Genomic DNA, 20,201 nt, shown 5'->3' on the forward strand with positions numbered 1-20,201 from the left:
TACATACATCAACATATAACAAGCTTCGTTAAGGGTCGGTTCGTCAACACACATAGTCTAATAGTAGAGTTCTATTTTGTGTTTTATAACAGTGAGTTGTCGCCATGTTATGGTGTGGATTATCTTTAAATTTCATCAACCATTATGCATATATATCAACTAAAGGCAGATAAATTTAGACTATGTGTGTTAGCGTACATATTCGCCTTGTTATATTGAGTATCTTATTATTTCAGTGAAGTACAGCTGGGAGTGTCGGCTTATATTTAAAGTGAATAAACGTATATAAAATAATTAAAGGCACCTTAAAATTCTTTAATAAAAATAGAACAATTTTTATTATCAAAAAGCAACGACCTTTCATTTCTAGCGCCTAATAACTGTATAAACAAATCCGAGTTTATTATTAAAATATCCTGACTTACATGCTTTCAAAGCCATTACTTTTAGGTTTTATTAGTTATAAGTTGGGCATATAAAAAGGAAATTCACATTAGATGGGTCAATTGAAGAACACACTGCTTAATGCTTTATCTACTGACGCACAACACCGCATGTTTCCGCTTTTAAAGCGAGTCAATTTATCCCTTGGAGAAGTTATTTATGAAACAAGTGAAAAGCTCGATTACGTTTATTTTCCAATAGATAGTATTGTTTCATTATTGTATGTGATGATTGATGGCTCATCTGCTGAAATATCAGTTATCGGTAATGAAGGGGTGGTAGGTATAGCTGTATTTATGGGGGGAGAAAGCACTCCTAACCGGGCTATTGTGCAAAGTGCTGGTACTGCTTATCGCTTACCCGCTTGTGAATTACGCAGGCAATTTAATAGCGAGCCTGATATGCGTATGCTCATGTTACGTTACACGCAATCATTAATTACCCAAACAGCGCAAACCGCAGTTTGTAATCGTCATCATAGTATAGTGCAACAACTAAGCCGCTGGCTTTTACTATCGATTGACCGTTTACCGAGTAACAATTTAATAATGACTCAAGAGCTAATAGCAAATATGTTAGGCGTAAGACGTGAGGGAGTAACTGAGGCCGCTGGTAAACTACAAAAGCTGGGTATTATCACTTATAAACGTGGTCATATTAGTGTGATAGACCGACCTCAATTAGAGTCTCAGTCTTGCGAGTGCTATGAGGTTGTAAAAAGAGAAACAGACAGGTTGGAGTCTTATATGGAAAAAAAACCTAACGTTAGAAAACTATCCATTATCAGTTAATATATTTTGGTATCTAATAAGTTTATTTACATAAAAATAAAATCCGGTAATAGCTTCAAAACAGCCCAGCAAGTTGCTCATTGAGCCTGGGCTTTAAAATTTGTGTATGTTCTGCTGTTAGTGGGCTTTTTACATTTAACCTACTTTGGTAGTTGTCCGTCTACTTCCTTTTCAGCCTCAAGCCAATCATTTAAGTGATTGTCACCGGTAAAGTCACGATCACTCGCTAATGAGTAAGCTTTAGCTTCAATCATGTCATGTCGGCTGAGACCTTCTTTATTCAAATTAGATTTAGTTTTTGATACTGAATTACTTGAGATGTTATTACTCATGTGATTATTCCTAAAATATTACTCGATAAAATAAAAAACTTAATACCAAATTAAAACATTGAGTGTAGTTACATTATTCTCAATCTTAAGTGGAATGTAAGCTCGATTTATCATAGTAATACCAATGTGCAATAATACTTGATCAATTTGAGGGCATAAACCTGACGCTAACTGTGTTAAAAATTTCTGATAAAGAACAACTAAATAACGAAATTTTTGCCTTGTTATCGACACGGTTTTCTTACCTCAAAATAGCTCACTTAATTAAGCAAATTGGTATAAAAGCAGTACTACGTATAGCTTAAAAGACTATTCTACAATTTGTATGACCGCTTTATCCTAATGGCTTTGCAATTTTGAGTCTGTGCCACAGCGAACATAAATCACCCATTATCTGTATTTATAGTAATTTTGAGAAGGTAACGAGCGTTGAATATATGAGCTTTAATAATCATTGTTTGGCGCGATACCGTACAGAGTCAATATTAATAAACTCATATAATAAAATATAAAGTACTTAAATTATTTTAAGGACAGCGCGTGCAAACAGTTCCCGATATCGTATTTTTACTAGATGTTGATAATACATTGCTCGATAGCGATACTATTTTAAGCCATTTGAAAGATTTTTTAGAAGGTGAATTTGGTTGTGAAAATAGTGACCATTACTGGTCTATTTTTGAAAAACTTCGTAAAGAACTCGGTTATGCCGACTATTTGGGCGCACTACAGTGTTATCGAATGGAACATTCTGATGATCCGAGACTGCATCTGATTTCTTCTTTTTTAATTAATTATCCATATAAAGAAAGGCTTTACCCTAACGCACTTGCTGTGATTGAACATTTACAACAATTTGGCCCCACCGTTATTTTGTCTGATGGCGATATTGTATTACAACCACTTAAAATTTTACGCTCCGGTTTATGGGATGCAGTGGAGGGAAGGGTGTTGATATATGTTCACAAAGAGCAAATGCTTGCAGCAATAAAAGAGCAGTACCCCGCTAAACATTATGTAATGGTAGATGATAAGTTACGTATTTTAGCTGCTATGAAAGCGCAGTGGAAAAATGATTTAACAACTATATTTCCACGTCAAGGACATTATGCCCACGATATTAAGCAGCTACTTACCTATCGAAAGGCGGATACGAGTATTGATAGTATAAGTGATTTACTCAACTACGGTTTTTCTTATAAAGTGGATTTAATTGAATACAATTTAAATTCAAATAAAAAATTGTTTTATATTGTTTTATATTGATGTGTATTGATGTGTATTGCTCTTATCTTATTTGAATTTTACCTGGGTTTTACAAATAGCATTTTGAGGAAACGTTTTTAAGTATAAAAGCAAATATCGTCCTTGAATATTTGCTTGGTAAGAGTGTTATAAAAGGCAGATTAAGACACGCTTGTTTTGGAATTTGTGCCTGTTTTAACTTTGTTTATTTTACTGTTTTAGCAATTTTCTCCCAATATGCAGCAAGTTCATAGTGATGAAAAACAGCTGCTTCAAAGTCCTGAGTTATCTCTTTATTTGACTCATATACCGGCGCATCTTTTATCGCTTTACGAACTAAATCAGTTGAAATTGAGTTGTCGAGCCATTGCACTTCGTAAATCCATGCTGACGGGATAAGTGCTTGATGTCCTCCCCACCAATTGCTCGTCTCAACAATTAGGTAACGAACCGCCCATGTATTTTCTTCAACTAAAAATCCTGATACATGGCCAATGTCTCCGTCTTTAGCGTGTATGTTATAGCCAATAATAGCTTTGCAACTACGAAGATTAGGATCCCCTTTTTGATCATGCTGACTTTTTATACTTTTATGAATTAGATTTGCGCTGCGGGCACCTTCGACACTATGTTCAAAAATGTCATTGCCAGGATATAAGGAGTAGGGATATATCCCGCTTCCCCAAAAATTAGTACCGATCCAGTAATACGGGTATCCATAGTAGTTTAGGTAATCCATTTCATGTTGTCGTGAAACGGGTTTATTAGTATCAATACCAGGACTATTTTTAACTTGGTCTTTACTGATTAAAACAGGGAAAATCTTTTCATCCCAATTTGGGTTTTGCACCGCAATAGGGGAAATTAAAACTTTGCGACTCGATAGCCACGTGCCTGTTTCTACAACAAAATAACGTATCACCCATGCTAGGTCATCAAACAAAAAATCTTTTTCTTTGCCTACAATACCGTCACTAGCAGCGATTGCACAACCTTCTAAGTCTTTCATACTACGTAACATAATAACGATCCTTTTTAGTGGGTTATTTGCATTTGTAATGCATTATTTTTGCAGTTTTTAACGCGCTTTTGCTTATCAAGTGCTTTCTTCTTATTTAGGGCACGTTTATCTTTTGAGGTTAAACATGCGCAGCCCTTTGGGTTAATTCTAGAGCGTGAGCTGGATGCGGAAGCTTTGCTCGGTTTTTACCGAGCCCGCTAGGTTGCAAACCTTGCGCCGCGATTAAATAGCCCCTAGATAGAACAAATTTCTATCTTAAAAGGTCAACAGACCCTAATGCTTATCTATAAAAAACCATGCTTTTATAAGCTGTAAAGTACAAACGATAAGTAGATTAATATTTCCAGTTTCGGCTTTTGAAAAACAAAGGTCTGTGCGCTGACGAACAAGCAATGTTATTTTTCATTGATTTTTAGGTAACGCTATAACAAGAATAATTAGAACGTGCGAAGTGTATTTTTAAAACTGACATTATATTTGAGTGTTAGCGCACGGACTCTATGCTTATTTTTGAGTAGCGTGGCTTTGTGACTGACTTTTATTCGCGCTGTAAGTGTTGATAATACTCACTTTATTCAGCTAACTTTAAATAAAGTAATCGAGCATATAATGTTAATACATAATAAAAAGAGAAAGTTGGGTGCTCCAGCATTGGGGCTATATAATGTGCGCAAGTCGAGAAAACATAAATATAACACTATTTCTGGGCCGTCACCCAAAGTTGAATACGTTGCTGGTGTTTTAGCGCCAACAAGATCAAACAATGCTGTTATACGTTATATAGATTATTCAGCTAGCCGTATAGAAGCCAAAGAGGTTAGTGATATTGATGAGTTTTTAAAAACTCCTCAACCCGAGTGGGCAACAGTGAGGTGGATCCACGTGAGTAATACAGACTCTTATATTGTTGGTTTACTTCAACATCATTTCGCATTTCATACGCTCACCGCAGAAGATATTTTACATGTACCTCAGCGACCTCGTATCGAATTTTTTGACGATCATTTATTTGTTGTATTAAGCATGTTGAAGCTAGAGACGCATGAGCCCAATAATACAATCCTTGATATTGAGCAAGTTAGCTTACTTTTATATGACAATGTTTTACTGAGTTTTCAAGAAAAACCAGGAGACGTGTGGCAATCCGTTCGCGGTCGTTTGCATACAGAAAATCGTCGTATTCGCAAAAATGGTACTGGTTATTTACTTTATGCATTACTTGATGAACTGGTTGATAAATGTTTTCCGGTACTTGAACAATATGGCGATATCCTTGAGGAACTTGAAGTAACAACACTTGAAAATCCAACTCCCCACGTACTGCATCATATCCATAGTATTAAACGAGAATTGGCATTATTAAGAAGAATTGTTTGGCCTATGCGAGAGGTTATCGACCATTTGTATCGCGAGGAAGGAGGCAGAATAGATGACTCTACGCGCCCTTACCTTAGAGATGTGTATGAGCATAATATTCAAATTGTTGAAATTATTGAGTCATACCGTGAAATGGTAAGCGGTTTAAGTGAGCTATACATGTCAGCTATTTCAAATCGTATGAATGAAATTATGAAAGTGCTTACTATTATATCTTCTGTTTTTATACCGTTAACATTTATAGCTGGAATTTATGGAATGAACTTTAAATACATGCCAGAGCTAAACTGGACTTGGGCATATCCCGTTTTGTGGTGTGTTTTTATTTTGATAACGGCAGCAATGATATTTATTTTTTGGCGTAAAGGTTGGCTTAATAGAAATTAACTTTAATAGAAACAAAATTTAATAGAAACAGCAAGTAAATGCTCAATAAAACAACTACTTATGATTAACAATAATAAATGCGTACGCTAGCGAACAGAACCAATAATATCACTCACTTATACTCATTGTATTAATTGGGGTGTAAGTGTTTTGCGCTCCATATTTTAAGTGGAGATTAAAATGGGTCATGAATTTTGGAGTGAGTGGTACTCAGGTTGGGGTTGGTTTTTATGGTTTGGTATGTGGTTATTGCTCATATCGAGTTTAAGCCATTGGGGTTATAGCTACCGAACCCATAGACGCTATGGGTTAGAGTCTAATAAAACAGCAATTGATATTCTTAATGAAAGATACGCCAGCGGCGATATTGACAAAAAAGAATTCGAGCAAAAAAAACAGGACATAACTACCACTGCGTAGTTAGTGCGCTGGCTAATCCTCGCCATGCTCTTATATAGAGCATGGCTTAAGCATTTTTGGATGCGACAAGATGGAAACCCTGCATATGATTCTTCCTTCATTAACATCAAAAGAATTAGAGTTAATTGACGCATATTGGCGTGCCACGAATTACCTGTCGGTAGGTCAAATTTATTTATGCGATAACCCACTTTTAGAGCGCCCACTGATACTAAGTGATATTAAAAATATGTTGCTTGGGCACTGGGGAACAACACCCGGGCAAAATTTTATTTATGCGCATTTAAATCGCGTTATTAAAATACACGATCTAAATATGATTTATGTATCTGGCCCAGGGCATGGCGGGCAAGCTATGGTTGCTAATACTTATCTTGAGGGGACCTACAGTGAAATTTACCCTGATATAAGCCAAGATAAAGCAGGTATGCAAAAACTGTTTTTGCAGTTTTCGTTTCCCGGTGGCATTCCTAGTCATGTGTCGCCCGAGTGTCCGGGCTCGATTCATGAAGGTGGCGAGCTGGGCTATTCTTTGAGTCATTCGTTTGGAGCTGTATTTGATAATCCAGACTTAATAGTTGCTTGTGTGGTGGGTGATGGTGAGGCAGAAACAGGGCCTATTGCAACTGCATGGCATTCTAATAAGTTTCTTAATCCTATCAGTGACGGTGCTGTTCTCCCTATATTGCATTTGAATGGGTATAAAATTGCCAATCCTACCGTTTTAGCGCGTATTACCCGTGAAGAATTAGAGCAATTAATGTTCGGTTATGGCTGGAGCCCTATTTTTGTTGAAGGACATGAGCCTGAGCTAATGCATCAGGCTATGGCTAAAGCACTTGATGTCGCAATACATCAAATAAAAAAAATAAAAAAAGATGCTCTCGATAATAACGATCCAACTCGTCCACGTTGGCCAATGATTATCCTCATTTCACCTAAAGGGTGGACGGGTCCAAAGCTCGTAGATGGTTTTCAGATAGAGGGAACATCGCGTGCGCATCAGGTTCCTATTTCTAGCCCATCAGCTCATCCAGATCATTTGCAATTATTAGAAAGCTGGCTGCGTAGCTATCATCCAGAAACACTTTTCGATTCACAAGGGCGTTTATTACCAGAGCTTGCTGAATTGGCCCCAACGGGGAATCGCCGTATGGGAGCAAATCCTCATGCGAATGGTGGGTTGCTGCTAGAAGATTTGCATATGCCTGATTTTCGCGATTATGCATGCGAAGTAATCTCTCCTGGTATACGAGGAATTGGTGATACCAGAGTTTTAGGTCCATTTTTGAGAGATATAGTTGAGCTTAATGACGAGCAACGTAATTTTAGAGTATTTGGACCTGACGAAACAGTATCCAATGGTTTAGGTGCACTGTTAGAGGTAACCGATAGACAGTGGAATGCAGCAACCCATAGCAACGATGAGCAGCTTTCGCCTAGTGGCAGAGTAATGGAAATGCTGAGTGAACATCAATGCGAAGGTTGGCTTGAAGGATATTTATTAACCGGCCGCCATGGTTTGTTTAATAGTTATGAAGCGTTTATTCATATCATTGACTCGATGTTTAATCAACATGCTAAATGGTTAAAAGTGGCGGCAGGTTTACCATGGCGTAAAAAAATCGCTTCACTTAATTATTTACTGGCATCGCATGTATGGCGACAAGATCACAACGGTTTTACCCATCAAGATCCGGGTTTTATCGATCATGTTATTAATAAAAAAGCTGAAATTGTGCGCGTTTATTTACCGCCTGATGCTAACTGCTTGCTGTCGGTAATGGATCATTGTTTGCGAAGTCGTCATTACGTTAATGTCGTTATTGCAGGCAAGCATCCTGCGCCGCAATGGTTAGATATGGTGGCAGCTGTTAAACATTGCGAGGCAGGGATTGGCATTTGGCAATGGGCGGGTAATAGCGTAGATGCAACACCTGATGTGGTGATGGCTTGTTGTGGTGATGTGCCTACATTGGAAACGATGGCAGCCGTTATGATTTTACGCGAGCATTTTAGTAATCTTAGAATCCGGGTCGTTAACGTGGTTGATTTGATGCGTTTACAGCCTAATACCGAACATCCTCACGGGTTAATCGCAGAGGATTTTGACACTCTGTTTACTATTAATAAGCCGGTTATTTTTGCATTTCATGGCTACCCAACGCTTATTCATAGGCTTACGTACAAGCGTAATAATCATCATAATATTCATGTTCGCGGGTATAAAGAAGAAGGCACTATTACAACTGCTTTTGATATGACGGTATTAAACGAGATTGATCGTTTTCATTTAGTGTTAGACACACTGCAACGCCTGCCAAACTTGGGTACAAAAAGAGACGCACTAAAAAAACAGCTTGAAGAAAAGTTTGTTGAGCATAAAAAATATATTAATAAGCATGGGCAAGATCTCCCTGAAATTCGTAATTGGCAGTGGCAGGCGCATCAATGAATTTTGTAGCTCAATCCACGATTAGTAAATTTGAAAATCTCGGTACAATTACCGCTATACGCGGCAGCGTAATTGACGTGCGTTTTGACACAAAGCTACCTGCGATTAATTCAATGCTTAGTGCTGGCGAAAATAAACAGTGTATTTTTGAAGTGCTAGAGCAGCGCAATGAGCATCATGTAAGAGCAATTGCGCTCACGCCTACACAAGGACTTGCGCGTGGCATGGAAGTTGTTGACAGTGGTGGACCGTTACTTACCCCTGTTGGTAAAGGAACCTTATCGAGAATGTTTGATGTGTTTGGTAACACGCTTGATGGCGGTGGTGAGCTTAAAGATGTTCAGTGGCGCTCTGTACATAATAAGCCAGTGCCATTAACCGAACGGTCAACTCAATCAGAGATTTTTGAAACCGGTATAAAAGTAATTGATGTGCTGGTGCCGTTAGAACGTGGTGGCAAAGCGGGATTGTTTGGCGGTGCAGGTGTTGGAAAAACAGTGTTATTGACTGAAATGATTCACAATATGGTGGGCAAGCACAAAGGTGTTAGCCTATTTTGTGGCATAGGTGAGCGCTGCCGTGAAGGCGAAGAGCTTTATCGCGAAATGAAAGACGCGGGCGTTTTGCCAAACATGGCGATGATTTTTGGGCAAATGAACGAGCCACCTGGGAGTCGTTTTAGGGTGGGGCATGCAGCTTTAACTATGGCTGAGTATTTTCGTGATGATGAGCAGCGAGATGTGCTGTTGCTAATCGACAATATATTTCGTTTTATTCAGGCAGGCTCTGAGGTATCGGGCTTAATGGGGCAAATGCCTTCAAGGCTTGGTTATCAGCCTACTATGGGCACAGAGCTTGCTGGGTTAGAAGAGCGAATTGCCAATACACAAAATGGTGCTATTACTTCTATTCAAGCGGTGTATGTACCTGCCGATGATTTTACCGATCCGGCCGCAGTTCATACATTTTCGCATTTATCGGCTTCTATTGTGCTCTCTCGTAAACGCGCAAGCGAAGGATTATTTCCGGCTATAGATCCCCTGCAATCTAATTCAAAAATGGCGAGCCCCGGGGTTGTGGGAGAGCGCCACTACTTACTTGCACAAAAGGTACGTAGCACCTTAGCGCAATACAATGAACTCAAAGATATTATTGCTATGTTAGGGCTTGAACAGTTATCAGTTGAGGACCGCAACATTGTTGGACGCGCAAGGCGTTTAGAGCGTTTTCTTACTCAGCCATTTTTTACAACAGAGCAATTTACTAGTTATAAAGGCAAACTTGTTAGCCTTGATGATGCGCTAGATGGGTGTGAACGCATTTTAAATGATGAATTTAAAAACGTGCCAGAGAGTGCACTTTATATGATAGGTGCCATAAGTGAGGTCAAAATAAAATCCACAGTAAATAATAATGAGGATACAAGCGGTGACGCAAACTCAGATACACCTTAAATTATTGCTGCCGTATGAGATATTTTTCGACAGGCATGATGTGACTCATGTTGTTGCCGAAACAAGCGAAGGATCGTACGGATTTTTACCCAATCGCCTTGACTGTATTGCGCCTCTAACCCCAGGTATTTTGACATTTAATTGCGAAAAAGACGGTGAGATATTTGTAGCCGTAGATGAGGGCGTATTAATTAAAACAGGAAACACTGTGCTGGTATCGGTGCGAAGTGCCATATTAGGTACTGATCTGGCAACACTTCGCAGCGCTGTAGATAAAGAGTTTTTGGCACTCAATGAACAAGCACAACAAGTAAGAACAGTGATGGCTAAATTAGAAAGTAGCTTTTTAAATCGTTTTCGACTTTAACCACTAAAAGCTATTTATTTATGACAAACAAAAAATACGACCTAGGTTCAAAAGACTCACAAAGCAGTTCATCAACACTTGCAGAACAAGTAGAAATAAAAGCCCAGCGTAAGCTAAAAGCAAGGCTTAACTCTCATCAAAAAATATGGTTTGGTTTAGGAATGATGGGCCTCATTGGTTGGTCGGTTGCAGTGCCTACCATACTTGGTGCAAGTTTAGGTGTGTATATAGATTCGCATTATGAAAGCGATCATTCATGGACATTGGCTTTATTGGTTGCGGGTTTAGCACTTGGGTGCTTTAACGCGTGGCACTGGATGAGCAAAGAAGACAGCGCGATACATCAAGATCAACACGGTGATAATCAGCAAAAGGATGACGAAGATGCATGAGCTAGTCGGCGTATTAATTATTGTTAGTGTAGGTCTAATGCTTGGTGCCTTATTTTTTGGTGGCCTATGGTGGACGGTGCAAAAAAGTATGGTATCGACTCACCCAGCGCTATGGGTTGTGCTGAGTTTATTTATACGCATGGGAATTACTTTAAGTGGCTTTTATAGTGTGATGACGAGTGACTTATTATCAAGATCTTGGTTGCAATTACCACTGTGTTTATTTAGCTTTTTGATAGCCCGTTTTATTACCACTTATGTTACCCGTACTGCATCAACCTCTCATTTAGCAAAGGTGACACATCATGCACCTGAGTCCTGATACGGTTATTTATTGGCAAAATGGTTTTTTAAAACTCAATGCAACCATCGTTTTCACTTGGGTTTTAATGTTGGTTTTGGTGATTAGTTCGATATTGATAACCCGTAAGCTTTCAACCACGTTAAAGCGTTCTCGTTGGCAAAATTTTTTAGAAATTATAGTAACGGGGATCACACAACAAATTGAAGACGTAGGCTTGAATGACGCTAAAAAATACCTTGGCTTTTTAGGCACACTGTTTTTATTTTTAGTAACCGCGGGCATGTTTACCATTGTTCCGGGTTATGAGCCACCCACGGCATCGTTATCGACTACAGCAGCACTGGCGCTCACCGTATTTATTGCAGTGCCTTTATTTGGTATCAGTGAACAAGGGCTTGGCAATTACTTAAAATCTTATATGGCTCCTACTTTTATTATGTTGCCATTTAATATTATTAGCGAATTATCACGGACACTTGCTCTGGCTGTGCGGTTATTTGGCAACATGATGAGCGGGGCAATGATCATTGGCATTTTGTTAACCATTACACCCTTTATATTCCCAATCGTAATGACGGCACTGGGTTTGCTTACAGGCTTAGTACAGGCTTATATTTTTACTATTTTAGCCGCCGTCTATATTGCTGCGGCTACGCGCTCAGTAAAACCAGTCAAACAACGAGTTAATTAATCACGTATTTCTACACATCATACTTGGAGAGAACATGGATAGCATGACAATGATCGCAATGGCATCAATCGTTATTTCAGGAATTACAATTAGTTTTGGTTGTTTAGGTCCATCGCTTGGCGAAGGCAAAGCAGTAGCAACGGCATTGAGTGCATTAGCACAGCAACCTGATGCATCAGCAACTATTACGCGCACGCTCTTTGTAGGGCTTGCGATGATTGAATCGACCGCAATATACTGTTTTGTCGTGTCGATGATTCTTATTTTTGCCAATCCGTTTTGGAACTACGCTATTGCACAAGCTGCAGGAAGTTAAACCATGCTAATTGATTGGTTTACAGTTGCAGCCCAAGTGGTTAATTTTTTAATTTTGGTGTGGTTACTAAAACGCTATTTATATAAACCAATTTTGCACGCTATTGATAGGCGAGAAGAGCGTATAGCCGCTGAGTTAGACGATGCTGAAACAAACCAAAATGAAGCACTGGCGGAGCGTGAAAAGTTTTTTCTGAAAAATGAAGAGTTTGAACAACAACGTACACAAAAGATGCAACAAGTAAGCGTGAGTGCTAAGCAAGCAGAGCAAACACTTATGTTAGAGGCGCAAAAAAGAGTCCAAAGCTGGGGCACTAAATATCAACAAAATATAGTAAAAGAGACTGATAATTTAAAGGAGTCTTTAAGTCGAAAAGTTAAGCAAGAGGTATTTGCTATTAGTCGCAAAACCTTAACTGAACTGGCATCAACAACTTTAGAACAACAAATATGTGAGGTGTTTACAGCCCGCTTATATAAGCTTGATGACAACAAAAAAACTACTTTAGCGCAGGCGCTAAATACAAATAGTGAATTTGTACCTGCCTTAATTCAAAGTGCGTTTGAGCTAACTGAATCTCAGCGTTTAGCACTTAAGAATGCTATTAATACTGTGTTTTCAAAAGATATTACCATTAAATTCACCACCGATGAGAGCCTTATTAGCGGGATTGAGTTATGTGTCAATGGACAAAAGCTGGTGTGGAGTATTGACGATTACTTACAATCAATCGAGCAGGAAGTTGATATGTTACTAAAACAAAAAACAGCTCAGCCTACAACTTCTCAACCTGTTGATAAGTGATGAGTGACCTTAGCGAAAACACTCAAAATAAAAACACAAAAATACACAGTTTAACAAACGCGTTTGGTGATGTGTTTAAGCACATTCAGCAAGGGCTAAAAATAGTTAACTCACAATTGAACTTACATGAAGTTGGTATTATTACCAGTGTATCAACGGGTATTGCGAAGGTGTCGGGATTACCTGGCGTTGGCTTTGAGGAACTAATTATATTTCCCGGTAATGTGCTTGGAATTGCGTTTAATATTGATGAAAAAGAAGTCGGTGTTGTGCTTTTAGGTGAATACGCCCACTTACAAGCTGGGGATGAAGTGCGCCGCAGTGGTCGTGTAATGGATGTAGCGGTTGGCAATGCGCTATTAGGGCGAGTGATAAACCCACTTGGCGAGGCACTAGACGGTGGAAGCGTTATACAAACCGAGCAGCGTTTACCTATAGAGCGTCCAGCTGCACCAATTATGGACCGCTCTCCTGTTACTACGCCTTTGCAAACCGGACTTATTGTAATCGATGCGATGATCCCAATAGGGCGAGGACAACGAGAGCTTATTTTAGGTGACAGGCAAACAGGTAAAACAGCTATAGCCATAGACACGATTTTAAATCAGCGAGAACAAAATGTAATTTGTATTTATTGCGCTATTGGTCAGCGGGCATCAACGGTCGCTAAATCAATAGCAATATTACGCGCGCAAAATGCAATGGCTTATACGGTTGTTGTTGCAACAGAGGGTAATGAGCCACCGGGCTTACAGTATATAGCGCCTTACGCTGCAACCAGTATTGCAGAATATTTTATGGAGCAAGGACGTGATGTACTTATTGTATATGACGATTTAACTAAGCACGCAAGAGCTTACCGCGAGTTGTCTTTGTTGTTACGACGACCGCCCGGACGAGAAGCATTTCCAGGGGATATTTTTTATATTCATTCACGATTACTAGAGCGTGCGACCCATTTAAATAAAGAACGTGGCGGTGGTTCCTTGACCGCACTCCCCATTATAGAGACCGAAGCTCAAAATATTTCAGCCTATATTCCAACTAATTTAATTTCGATTACCGACGGACAAATTTATTTATCACCCTCATTATTTGCTCTAGGTGTATTACCAGCCGTTGACGTTGGTAAGTCGGTTTCTCGTGTGGGCGGTAAAGCACAGCGTGCTGCGTTTCGTGCAGTTGCTGGCGATTTAAAGCTTGCATATGCTCAATTTGAAGAGCTAGAAACCTTTGCTCGTTTTGGTGCCCGACTTGATGATGATACACGGCGTATAATTGAACATGGACGGCGTATTCGAGCGAGCTTACATCAATCTGAATCATCACCTATGCCAGTGCCTGAGCAAATTATGCTATTACTCGCACTCAGTAATGGCTTTTTAGATTCGATTGAACTGCTAAAAATAAACGACGCAAAAAATATTCTTAAAAAAGCAGTTGCGCAGTTAGACGATACTTTGTGTGATAGATTTGATACCGCTAAAAGCTTAAGTGATGACGATCGACAAACAATTGTTGAGTTGGCTAAGCGCGCACTTGTTGATTTTGAGTCTGAAAAGAAGGCAATAACAACATGAGCAATAGTGCCGCTAATTTACGCCATAAAATAGCCAGTGCAAGTGATTTACAAGGCGTGGTAAAAACAATGAAGGCACTTGCTGCCTCGAGTATTGGGCAATATGAAAAATCGATTAGCTCATTGACAGATTACTACCGGGCAGTTGAGTTAGGATTAAGTGCTAGTTTGCATGATGACATGTCATCTCAATTTTCACCACAACCCAAAAATATAAATGAAAGCAGAGTGGGTGTGATCATATTCGGCTCAGATCAAGGGTTGGTAGGGCAATTTAATGAAAGTATTACCGACTTTGCAATTAAAGCGCTAAGTAACGAGACCCAGCCACCTCTAATTTGGGTAGTAGGCGCACGTGCTGCATCTCGACTTACCGATGCCGGCTTTAATTTAGTAAAAGTATACACAGTGCCAGTGAGTGTTCACGATATAGATACCTTAGTTAGGCAAATTCAAATAGACAGTGAATCAAGCTTAATTCTTAATCCTGGTTGCGGTGTATTGGTGTTTTATAATCAACCTAAACAAGGCGCGCTTTATGAATGTGTTTCTCAGCGATTACTCCCACTTGACGAGCAATGGCGAGATAATTTTAAAAATATTTTATGGCCAACTAAAGCTTTGCCAGAAGTACTCTGCAAGCACTCTACAACAATAAGAGCATTGATCCGCGAGTATATTTTTATTTCTCTTTATCGTGCATGTGCCGAGTCGTTGGTCAGCGAAAATAGCAGTCGTCTTGGCGCAATGCAACGCGCTGAAAAAAATATTGAAGAGCTACTTGATAAGCTTTCGAGTGAGTTTAATACTCTGCGTCAAAGTACCATTGACGAGGAGTTGAGTGATGTACTTGCAGGTTATGAATTACTAAATAAAATAGACTAGAGGCTGTTGATCTTAGAGGTTGAATTTGCAGCTGTATATGTTGTTTTTTAATCAAAACATCGCCTATACAGTGCGGTTATTGACTCTTTGTTACTCGATTTTTACTTATTCTTACAAGAATGTAAGCCATCAGAGTAACGCAGAAGCCGCTACCGAGCCCAATAGGTTACAAATCGCGCACGATTACCCCCCCTGTAAATTGAATGAATTTTAATCATGAAATGTCAACAAAACTCACAAGGATAATTTACAAGAAATAAAGCTATAACCTGGTTGTAAGGGATCGTTAATTAATGACTAACTGTTGAAGTTGAGTGATCAAGAGTGGGTAGTGCTTTTTCTTTGAGGTATTTTATTATTGTTGTGAACTGGTATGACTGAGTGGATTCGAACTGCTGACCCTTGGACCGGGTGATCAAGAGTGGGTAGTGCTTTTTCTTTTATTTTTTTTATTGCTTTGAATTGGTACGACTGAGTGGATTCGAACTGCTGACCCTTGGACCGGGTGATCAAGAGTGGGTAGTGCTTTTTCTTAGGTTTTTTTCATTACTTTTAAGTGGTACGACTGAGTGGATTCGAACTGCTGACCCTTGGACCGGGTGATCAAGAGTGGGTAGTGCTTTTTCTTAGGTTTTTTTATTGCTTTGAATTGGTACGACTGAGTGGATTCGAACTACTGACCTTTGGACCGGGTGATCAAGAGTAGGTAGTGCTTTTTCTTAGGTTTTTTTTATTGCTTTGAATTGGTACGACTGAGTGGATTCGAACCACCGACCCCTACCATGTCAAGACGTTAGTTTAACTCCCTCGATAAAAATAAACTTCTGTAAATATATATAACTATCTTTAATAACAACGAGTTATTTCGTTCTCTTTAATGTGCTGATAAGGTTTTGAGTGTTTTTTGAGCATTTAAAGCTTGATTAAGGCACTATTTAGGCACATTATGAAAATGTCGAAATTGACTACTTATTGTTCTGGTGCTTAATATGATTAACGATAACATCGAAGGAAAATTAAAAAAGGTTGGCGAATTATTAGATAGAGCTACACTTGAGAATATTATCGTTGAAAATATATCCCTTGAAAAAGCTACTGATAATTTAATCAGTAAAGCAAATTTATTTTCGTTTTTAAAACCAAGTTCAAACGATAGCTTTGATACTATTACCACTTGGAAGCTGGATGCTTATCAAGCCCCAATAATTGGATACAAAACTGATACCGAAAAGTTAAAACTAGTTTCTGGCTTATTTACTTTTCATAAAGTTTGTCGACTTCAAAACCAATCAAATCAGCTTACCCCATGCTTAGTTCTTCCTTATCGTCCGACACCCGATCTGAGGCGTTTAATTTTTCTTAATGATATTGTGCGACTCCTCCTTAAACAATACTTTAATGCATCCGGTCCTTTAATATCTGAATTACTTATTTGCTTATTTAAAGATGAGCATTCAGTAATTAATTCGGCAGAATGGCGCACTTTATTTCCAGCTATCAAAACAAAAACAGAATTATGTAAATGGCTTAAAATTAGTACAAAAGTGATTAAATTATGACAGGTATGCTAAAAATTAAGCTTCTGGAGCATATTGAGTTGTATTGCAAAAAGTTGAACTTGGAAATTAGTAGCGAGGATATAAAATCTGACTTTGATGATTTTACTCTCCGCATAAGTGCTCCTGAAGATTTATGCGCCTTATCACAAGTTTTTTTATTGTTAAAAAGGATGAATGATGAGTCACGAAATTTATGGGTGTTTACTAAAAGTGAATTGTGTCTTCCTGAGTATATTTATTCTGCCTTTAATGAGTATGGTGTTGAGCTAGATACAACATTAAAAGAAAGTTTTAATCGGAGTACTTATAAAAACGGATGGTGTAATGAGATACCGTTCTATGTATTACTTATTAAATCATATGAGTATAAGCAAGATTCAAAATCATTAAACCTGCTTGCTAATTTTATTTGTAATTATTTTAAAGTAATAGATACACTCACAGATCCTGAATTAGCTACAAGCTCATCAACAAGAGAAGCAGAGGTTTGTAATAAGTTTCGATTATTAATGAGAAAATCTAATATTGCCTTTGAACCTGATAAAAATAACATTTTAACAGATTACCTTGAGCCTTCTTCGTCAATTGCCAGTCGATTAGAGTCAATTACTAATAAGGATATATATACTAGTAATGTCTCTGATAGGGCCTACTTAATTACTTTAATTCATTTTTATAGGAACGACTGGCAGCCAGCCCGGCAGTATAAACATGGTAGTCGACAAATAGACTCTATTGTTAAGTGGTATAAAAAACCTAATACATTACCAATAACTGGCGCGATAGATGATTTGTCTGTTTTAATTCCATCTAGAGCTTTTTTATCGGACACAGAAGGTCTAAACCTTGACGATTCTGAAGTTCAGATGCCCTTTGTAATTGACAATAATGAAAGTAATACTGCACGAGACAAAACTGATCATCAAAGCATTGAAATGGTTTTTAGTCCTGCCTCTAAGAAAAAAAAACAGATAGATATAACTCGCAATGTACATCGAGCTCATAATATCGCTTATCAAGATACGCGATTATTAAAGGCGTCAGAGTTGGGCTTATTATTTGACACATTAACTAAGTACGGTCGTTCCGATAAAAATATTGAGTTAGCGATATTATGTTGGCTAATGTTTTTATTGGGTAAGACGTTTAATGAGATAAAAAGCTTACAGGTATTTAATAAAATAGATGAAAAAACACGAGGTTTGTATTTAGATGAAAATGCTAAAGGCTGGTGGTATTTCCCAATAACTCAAACTGCTAAACCATCGATTAAAAAAGTTGGCCTTATAAAAACAGCTAATGGTGTATTTACTGCGAGTCCTACATTTTTGACAGATTTAATAATTAAATACTTAAACGGCAGGAAAGAAGGCTTAATTATTAACGTAGACAATTTTGCCGCACTTGAAAGCAGTTTAGCCAAAAAACTAAAAAGAATATCAGATAAATCTTATAGCGGAAGGCTAAGCATTAGTAGCATTAGTAATTTTATTGGGAATTATATTAATGCAACAGGTGTTATAGACCCTATTTATATAGACTTTAGTTACGATGTAAAAATGTACTCTACTCGAGTATCTAGGAGCTACAGCAATATTGATGACGTTACGCGATGTGAAAGGATTTTTGAATTTTGGCAAGAAATTGAGTCTGATTATTATGATTATTGTAAAGAAAAATTCCCTATTAAACTTTTTGAATTAAAGTGTTTTGATAAGCAGAATCGTAGGTTTGGTTCTAAATTTACTCCAGAAGATATGACAGTTAAAGCGCTCATAGCAGCTTTGGCATTAGAAGTTGAAAATGCCAAGTTAAATTCTTTTAAACAACTAGATGCAATTTTAAAATATCATAATGCGTTCACAGTCTATACGGCATGGATGCTAATGTTTGGAACTGGATATCGGGCTGTTTGGAACCCGTTACCAACTTTTTCTCTATATTTTCCATCGCTAAACCTGATGGGGATAAGTGATAAAGATGATAGTGATTTCACTCACTCTAGATTAGTTTGTTTACCTTCTATTTTAAATGAGCAAGTAACCGCATATCAAGAGCATCTTAGTTGTTTGAGAGGGTTAATAAGAGTATTAGAACCCAAGCTATGTCAGTCAATAGATGGCTATTTAGATGTTACCTCTAAAACTTTAGGCCTCGATTATAAAGAATCTTGTCAGTGGTTTAAGCTAATCAGAAATTCACGTATAAATCATGGACCCTTATTCATATTTCAGAGACAAAGATCAGGAATTGTGACTAGGGGTATTTCTCCTACAGAATTAGTTCTTAGGTTACACGCAGAGCATGATATACCTGCAAATGCAGGAAGGCATTGGCTTAAAAGTAGTTTGCTGTATAACAAAGTTAATTCAGAGCTTGTAAACTTTCAAATGGGTCATTGGCAGTCTGGTGAGGTTCCCTTAGCAGATTACTCAGCACTTAATTACATTGACGCTGTAAATGAATTGCTACCTATTTTAGATAAGTTATTTAAGGAGGTAGGATGGCAAACTCTAAAGTCCGATCTTATTTAAACAAACTTAAAAAGGAAGATAAATTTCATCCATGTTATCAACAAATTGAACATGCATATAAGAATTTATTAGATGATGATTTTGGTATTAGATTGAGTGATGTGGCTTTTTTAAAAGAATACAAAAAGTTATGTATATTGATGCTTAGATGTTTTCAAAAGTCAGATGAAAGTGTACTTGCAATTGAAATGGATGTTTTAAAATCACGGCTTAAAGAAGATTTAGCAGCGAAGCAACTTCAACTAATGATTATTGATGCAATATTAAAGTACGGCTTAAAGCATCACGGTATTGAATCTTCAAGAGTTTCTCAAGTTGTCGTACTAAAGCGTGATAAACCCATGTTATCACCAGTCGAATTAATAAAGTTACCTGTAGCACTACAAGTAAAGTCATTATTAAACAACGAGCTACAAACGCCGACAGCCAATTTATCAATGGAAGGTCGCTTTGGCCGACTAGCCTTATTTTTATATATGACAACAGGTGTTCAATTTGACGAGCTTATTACCATTATAAATACCCCCTATAATTTAATGTATCTAGATGGGTTGGTATTTTGGTATGGAAAAATAGAAAAAGAGGAGCGACGATACGTACTATGTGATGCTGTTGTTCTTCTACTATTGCAGCATCAAGCCTCTGTGAAGCAGTGCGAGAAGGTACTCCTAAATAAAAATAGATTAAAAGACTATATAACAAAATTCTTAACTGAGACATCAGGTAAGAATTGGCAAAGTTTGTCACTTCTAAAATTACGAACACTTAGAAAAATAGATGCAATAATCAACCTCAGCCCTATCGACTATCAGATGTATTTACGGCCTAGTACCTGTACCGGCCT

The 20,201-nt window shown here is 38.0% G+C and carries 18 protein-coding genes and 1 pseudogene; 17 read left to right on the forward strand and 2 right to left on the reverse strand.

Annotated elements, in window-relative coordinates; translation table 11 throughout:
• Positions 1-497: 497 nt before the first annotated feature.
• The gene (locus tag CXF76_RS08350) at positions 498-1,235 is read left to right on the forward strand and encodes a Crp/Fnr family transcriptional regulator (RefSeq protein ID WP_010552594.1); all 738 of its coding nucleotides are present in this window, start codon (positions 498-500) and stop codon (positions 1,233-1,235) included.
• 140 nt (positions 1,236-1,375) lie between these two features.
• Here the strand turns inward: CXF76_RS08350 and CXF76_RS08355 are convergent, their stop codons facing one another.
• Positions 1,376-1,567, reverse strand: coding sequence for a DUF2934 domain-containing protein (locus tag CXF76_RS08355; RefSeq protein WP_010552595.1), 192 nt, complete (start codon positions 1,565-1,567; stop codon positions 1,376-1,378).
• Between the two features lie 540 nt (positions 1,568-2,107).
• Here CXF76_RS08355 and CXF76_RS08360 point away from each other — a divergent pair.
• Complete coding sequence (locus CXF76_RS08360; RefSeq protein WP_101163437.1) at positions 2,108-2,833, forward strand: HAD family hydrolase; 726 nt, start codon at positions 2,108-2,110, stop codon at positions 2,831-2,833.
• Between the two features lie 184 nt (positions 2,834-3,017).
• Here CXF76_RS08360 and CXF76_RS08365 read toward each other — a convergent pair whose 3' ends face one another.
• Entirely contained in the window at positions 3,018-3,833 is an 816-nt protein-coding gene (locus CXF76_RS08365) for a PRC-barrel domain-containing protein (protein WP_101163438.1), read from the reverse strand.
• Positions 3,834-4,499: 666 nt separating this feature from the next.
• Between CXF76_RS08365 and corA the strand changes: the two genes are divergently transcribed.
• From corA to CXF76_RS08440, 15 genes and pseudogenes are all read left to right on the forward strand, one after another.
• Positions 4,500-5,597, forward strand: coding sequence for a magnesium/cobalt transporter CorA (corA, locus tag CXF76_RS08370; RefSeq protein WP_225305725.1), 1,098 nt, complete (start codon positions 4,500-4,502; stop codon positions 5,595-5,597).
• Positions 5,598-5,777: 180 nt separating this feature from the next.
• Positions 5,778-6,017, forward strand: a complete 240-nt coding sequence (locus tag CXF76_RS08375) for an SHOCT domain-containing protein (protein ID WP_008168384.1) — start codon at positions 5,778-5,780, stop codon at positions 6,015-6,017.
• A gap of 70 nt (positions 6,018-6,087) precedes the next feature.
• Entirely contained in the window at positions 6,088-8,472 is a 2,385-nt protein-coding gene (locus CXF76_RS08380) for a phosphoketolase family protein (protein ID WP_198551852.1), read from the forward strand.
• The gene (gene atpD / locus CXF76_RS08385; RefSeq protein ID WP_101163439.1) at positions 8,469-9,926 is read left to right on the forward strand and encodes a F0F1 ATP synthase subunit beta; all 1,458 of its coding nucleotides are present in this window, start codon (positions 8,469-8,471) and stop codon (positions 9,924-9,926) included. The genes CXF76_RS08380 and atpD overlap by 4 nt, the downstream gene beginning before the upstream one ends.
• Positions 9,901-10,293 (forward strand): F0F1 ATP synthase subunit epsilon, encoded by a 393-nt coding sequence (locus CXF76_RS08390; protein WP_024609583.1) that lies wholly within the window; start codon positions 9,901-9,903, stop codon positions 10,291-10,293. Before atpD ends, CXF76_RS08390 begins: the two co-directional genes overlap by 26 nt.
• A 20-nt stretch (positions 10,294-10,313) precedes the next feature.
• The gene (locus CXF76_RS08395; protein WP_101163440.1) at positions 10,314-10,685 is read left to right on the forward strand and encodes an AtpZ/AtpI family protein; all 372 of its coding nucleotides are present in this window, start codon (positions 10,314-10,316) and stop codon (positions 10,683-10,685) included.
• Positions 10,678-11,007 carry an ATP synthase subunit I gene (locus CXF76_RS08400; protein WP_010552604.1) on the forward strand — a complete coding sequence of 110 codons (330 nt, stop codon included), beginning with the start codon at positions 10,678-10,680 and terminating at the stop codon, positions 11,005-11,007. The genes CXF76_RS08395 and CXF76_RS08400 overlap by 8 nt, the downstream gene beginning before the upstream one ends.
• Complete coding sequence (locus tag CXF76_RS08405; RefSeq protein ID WP_101163442.1) at positions 10,991-11,680, forward strand: F0F1 ATP synthase subunit A; 690 nt, start codon at positions 10,991-10,993, stop codon at positions 11,678-11,680. Before CXF76_RS08400 ends, CXF76_RS08405 begins: the two co-directional genes overlap by 17 nt.
• Positions 11,681-11,714: 34 nt before the next feature.
• Positions 11,715-11,996 carry a F0F1 ATP synthase subunit C gene (locus CXF76_RS08410; protein WP_010552606.1) on the forward strand — a complete coding sequence of 94 codons (282 nt, stop codon included), beginning with the start codon at positions 11,715-11,717 and terminating at the stop codon, positions 11,994-11,996.
• Between the two features lie 3 nt (positions 11,997-11,999).
• A complete protein-coding gene (locus CXF76_RS08415; RefSeq protein ID WP_101163443.1) occupies positions 12,000-12,800 on the forward strand; it encodes a F0F1 ATP synthase subunit delta in 801 nt (266 codons plus the stop codon).
• The gene (locus tag CXF76_RS08420; RefSeq protein WP_101163444.1) at positions 12,800-14,380 is read left to right on the forward strand and encodes an alternate F1F0 ATPase, F1 subunit alpha; all 1,581 of its coding nucleotides are present in this window, start codon (positions 12,800-12,802) and stop codon (positions 14,378-14,380) included. Before CXF76_RS08415 ends, CXF76_RS08420 begins: the two co-directional genes overlap by 1 nt.
• Positions 14,377-15,264 carry a F0F1 ATP synthase subunit gamma gene (locus tag CXF76_RS08425; RefSeq protein ID WP_101163445.1) on the forward strand — a complete coding sequence of 296 codons (888 nt, stop codon included), beginning with the start codon at positions 14,377-14,379 and terminating at the stop codon, positions 15,262-15,264. The genes CXF76_RS08420 and CXF76_RS08425 overlap by 4 nt, the downstream gene beginning before the upstream one ends.
• A 989-nt stretch (positions 15,265-16,253) precedes the next feature.
• Positions 16,254-16,823 (forward strand): hypothetical protein, encoded by a 570-nt coding sequence (locus CXF76_RS08430; protein WP_101163446.1) that lies wholly within the window; start codon positions 16,254-16,256, stop codon positions 16,821-16,823.
• Positions 16,820-19,357 (forward strand): hypothetical protein, encoded by a 2,538-nt coding sequence (locus tag CXF76_RS08435; protein ID WP_101163447.1) that lies wholly within the window; start codon positions 16,820-16,822, stop codon positions 19,355-19,357. The genes CXF76_RS08430 and CXF76_RS08435 overlap by 4 nt, the downstream gene beginning before the upstream one ends.
• A pseudogene (locus tag CXF76_RS08440) lies at positions 19,327-20,201 on the forward strand (hypothetical protein); the annotation flags it as partial. The gene CXF76_RS08435 and the pseudogene CXF76_RS08440, both read left to right, overlap by 31 nt.

Origin of the sequence: Pseudoalteromonas sp. 78C3, from assembly GCF_002836695.1 — a bacterium.
Classification (GTDB): Bacteria; Pseudomonadota; Gammaproteobacteria; order Enterobacterales; family Alteromonadaceae; genus Pseudoalteromonas; species Pseudoalteromonas arctica.

Coding starts and splice junctions, on each gene's coding strand:
- CXF76_RS08405 (WP_101163442.1), top strand. CDS start 10,991: ATGCACCTGAGTCCTGATACGGTTATTTATTGGCAAAATGGTTTTTTA.
- atpD (WP_101163439.1), top strand. CDS start 8,469: ATGAATTTTGTAGCTCAATCCACGATTAGTAAATTTGAAAATCTCGGT.
- CXF76_RS08365 (WP_101163438.1), bottom strand. CDS start 3,833: ATGTTACGTAGTATGAAAGACTTAGAAGGTTGTGCAATCGCTGCTAGT.
- CXF76_RS08380 (WP_198551852.1), top strand. CDS start 6,088: ATGGAAACCCTGCATATGATTCTTCCTTCATTAACATCAAAAGAATTA.
- CXF76_RS08430 (WP_101163446.1), top strand. CDS start 16,254: ATGATTAACGATAACATCGAAGGAAAATTAAAAAAGGTTGGCGAATTA.
- CXF76_RS08375 (WP_008168384.1), top strand. CDS start 5,778: ATGGGTCATGAATTTTGGAGTGAGTGGTACTCAGGTTGGGGTTGGTTT.
- CXF76_RS08395 (WP_101163440.1), top strand. CDS start 10,314: ATGACAAACAAAAAATACGACCTAGGTTCAAAAGACTCACAAAGCAGT.
- CXF76_RS08425 (WP_101163445.1), top strand. CDS start 14,377: ATGAGCAATAGTGCCGCTAATTTACGCCATAAAATAGCCAGTGCAAGT.
- CXF76_RS08350 (WP_010552594.1), top strand. CDS start 498: ATGGGTCAATTGAAGAACACACTGCTTAATGCTTTATCTACTGACGCA.
- CXF76_RS08415 (WP_101163443.1), top strand. CDS start 12,000: ATGCTAATTGATTGGTTTACAGTTGCAGCCCAAGTGGTTAATTTTTTA.
- CXF76_RS08420 (WP_101163444.1), top strand. CDS start 12,800: ATGAGTGACCTTAGCGAAAACACTCAAAATAAAAACACAAAAATACAC.
- CXF76_RS08435 (WP_101163447.1), top strand. CDS start 16,820: ATGACAGGTATGCTAAAAATTAAGCTTCTGGAGCATATTGAGTTGTAT.
- CXF76_RS08400 (WP_010552604.1), top strand. CDS start 10,678: ATGCATGAGCTAGTCGGCGTATTAATTATTGTTAGTGTAGGTCTAATG.
- CXF76_RS08410 (WP_010552606.1), top strand. CDS start 11,715: ATGGATAGCATGACAATGATCGCAATGGCATCAATCGTTATTTCAGGA.
- CXF76_RS08355 (WP_010552595.1), bottom strand. CDS start 1,567: ATGAGTAATAACATCTCAAGTAATTCAGTATCAAAAACTAAATCTAAT.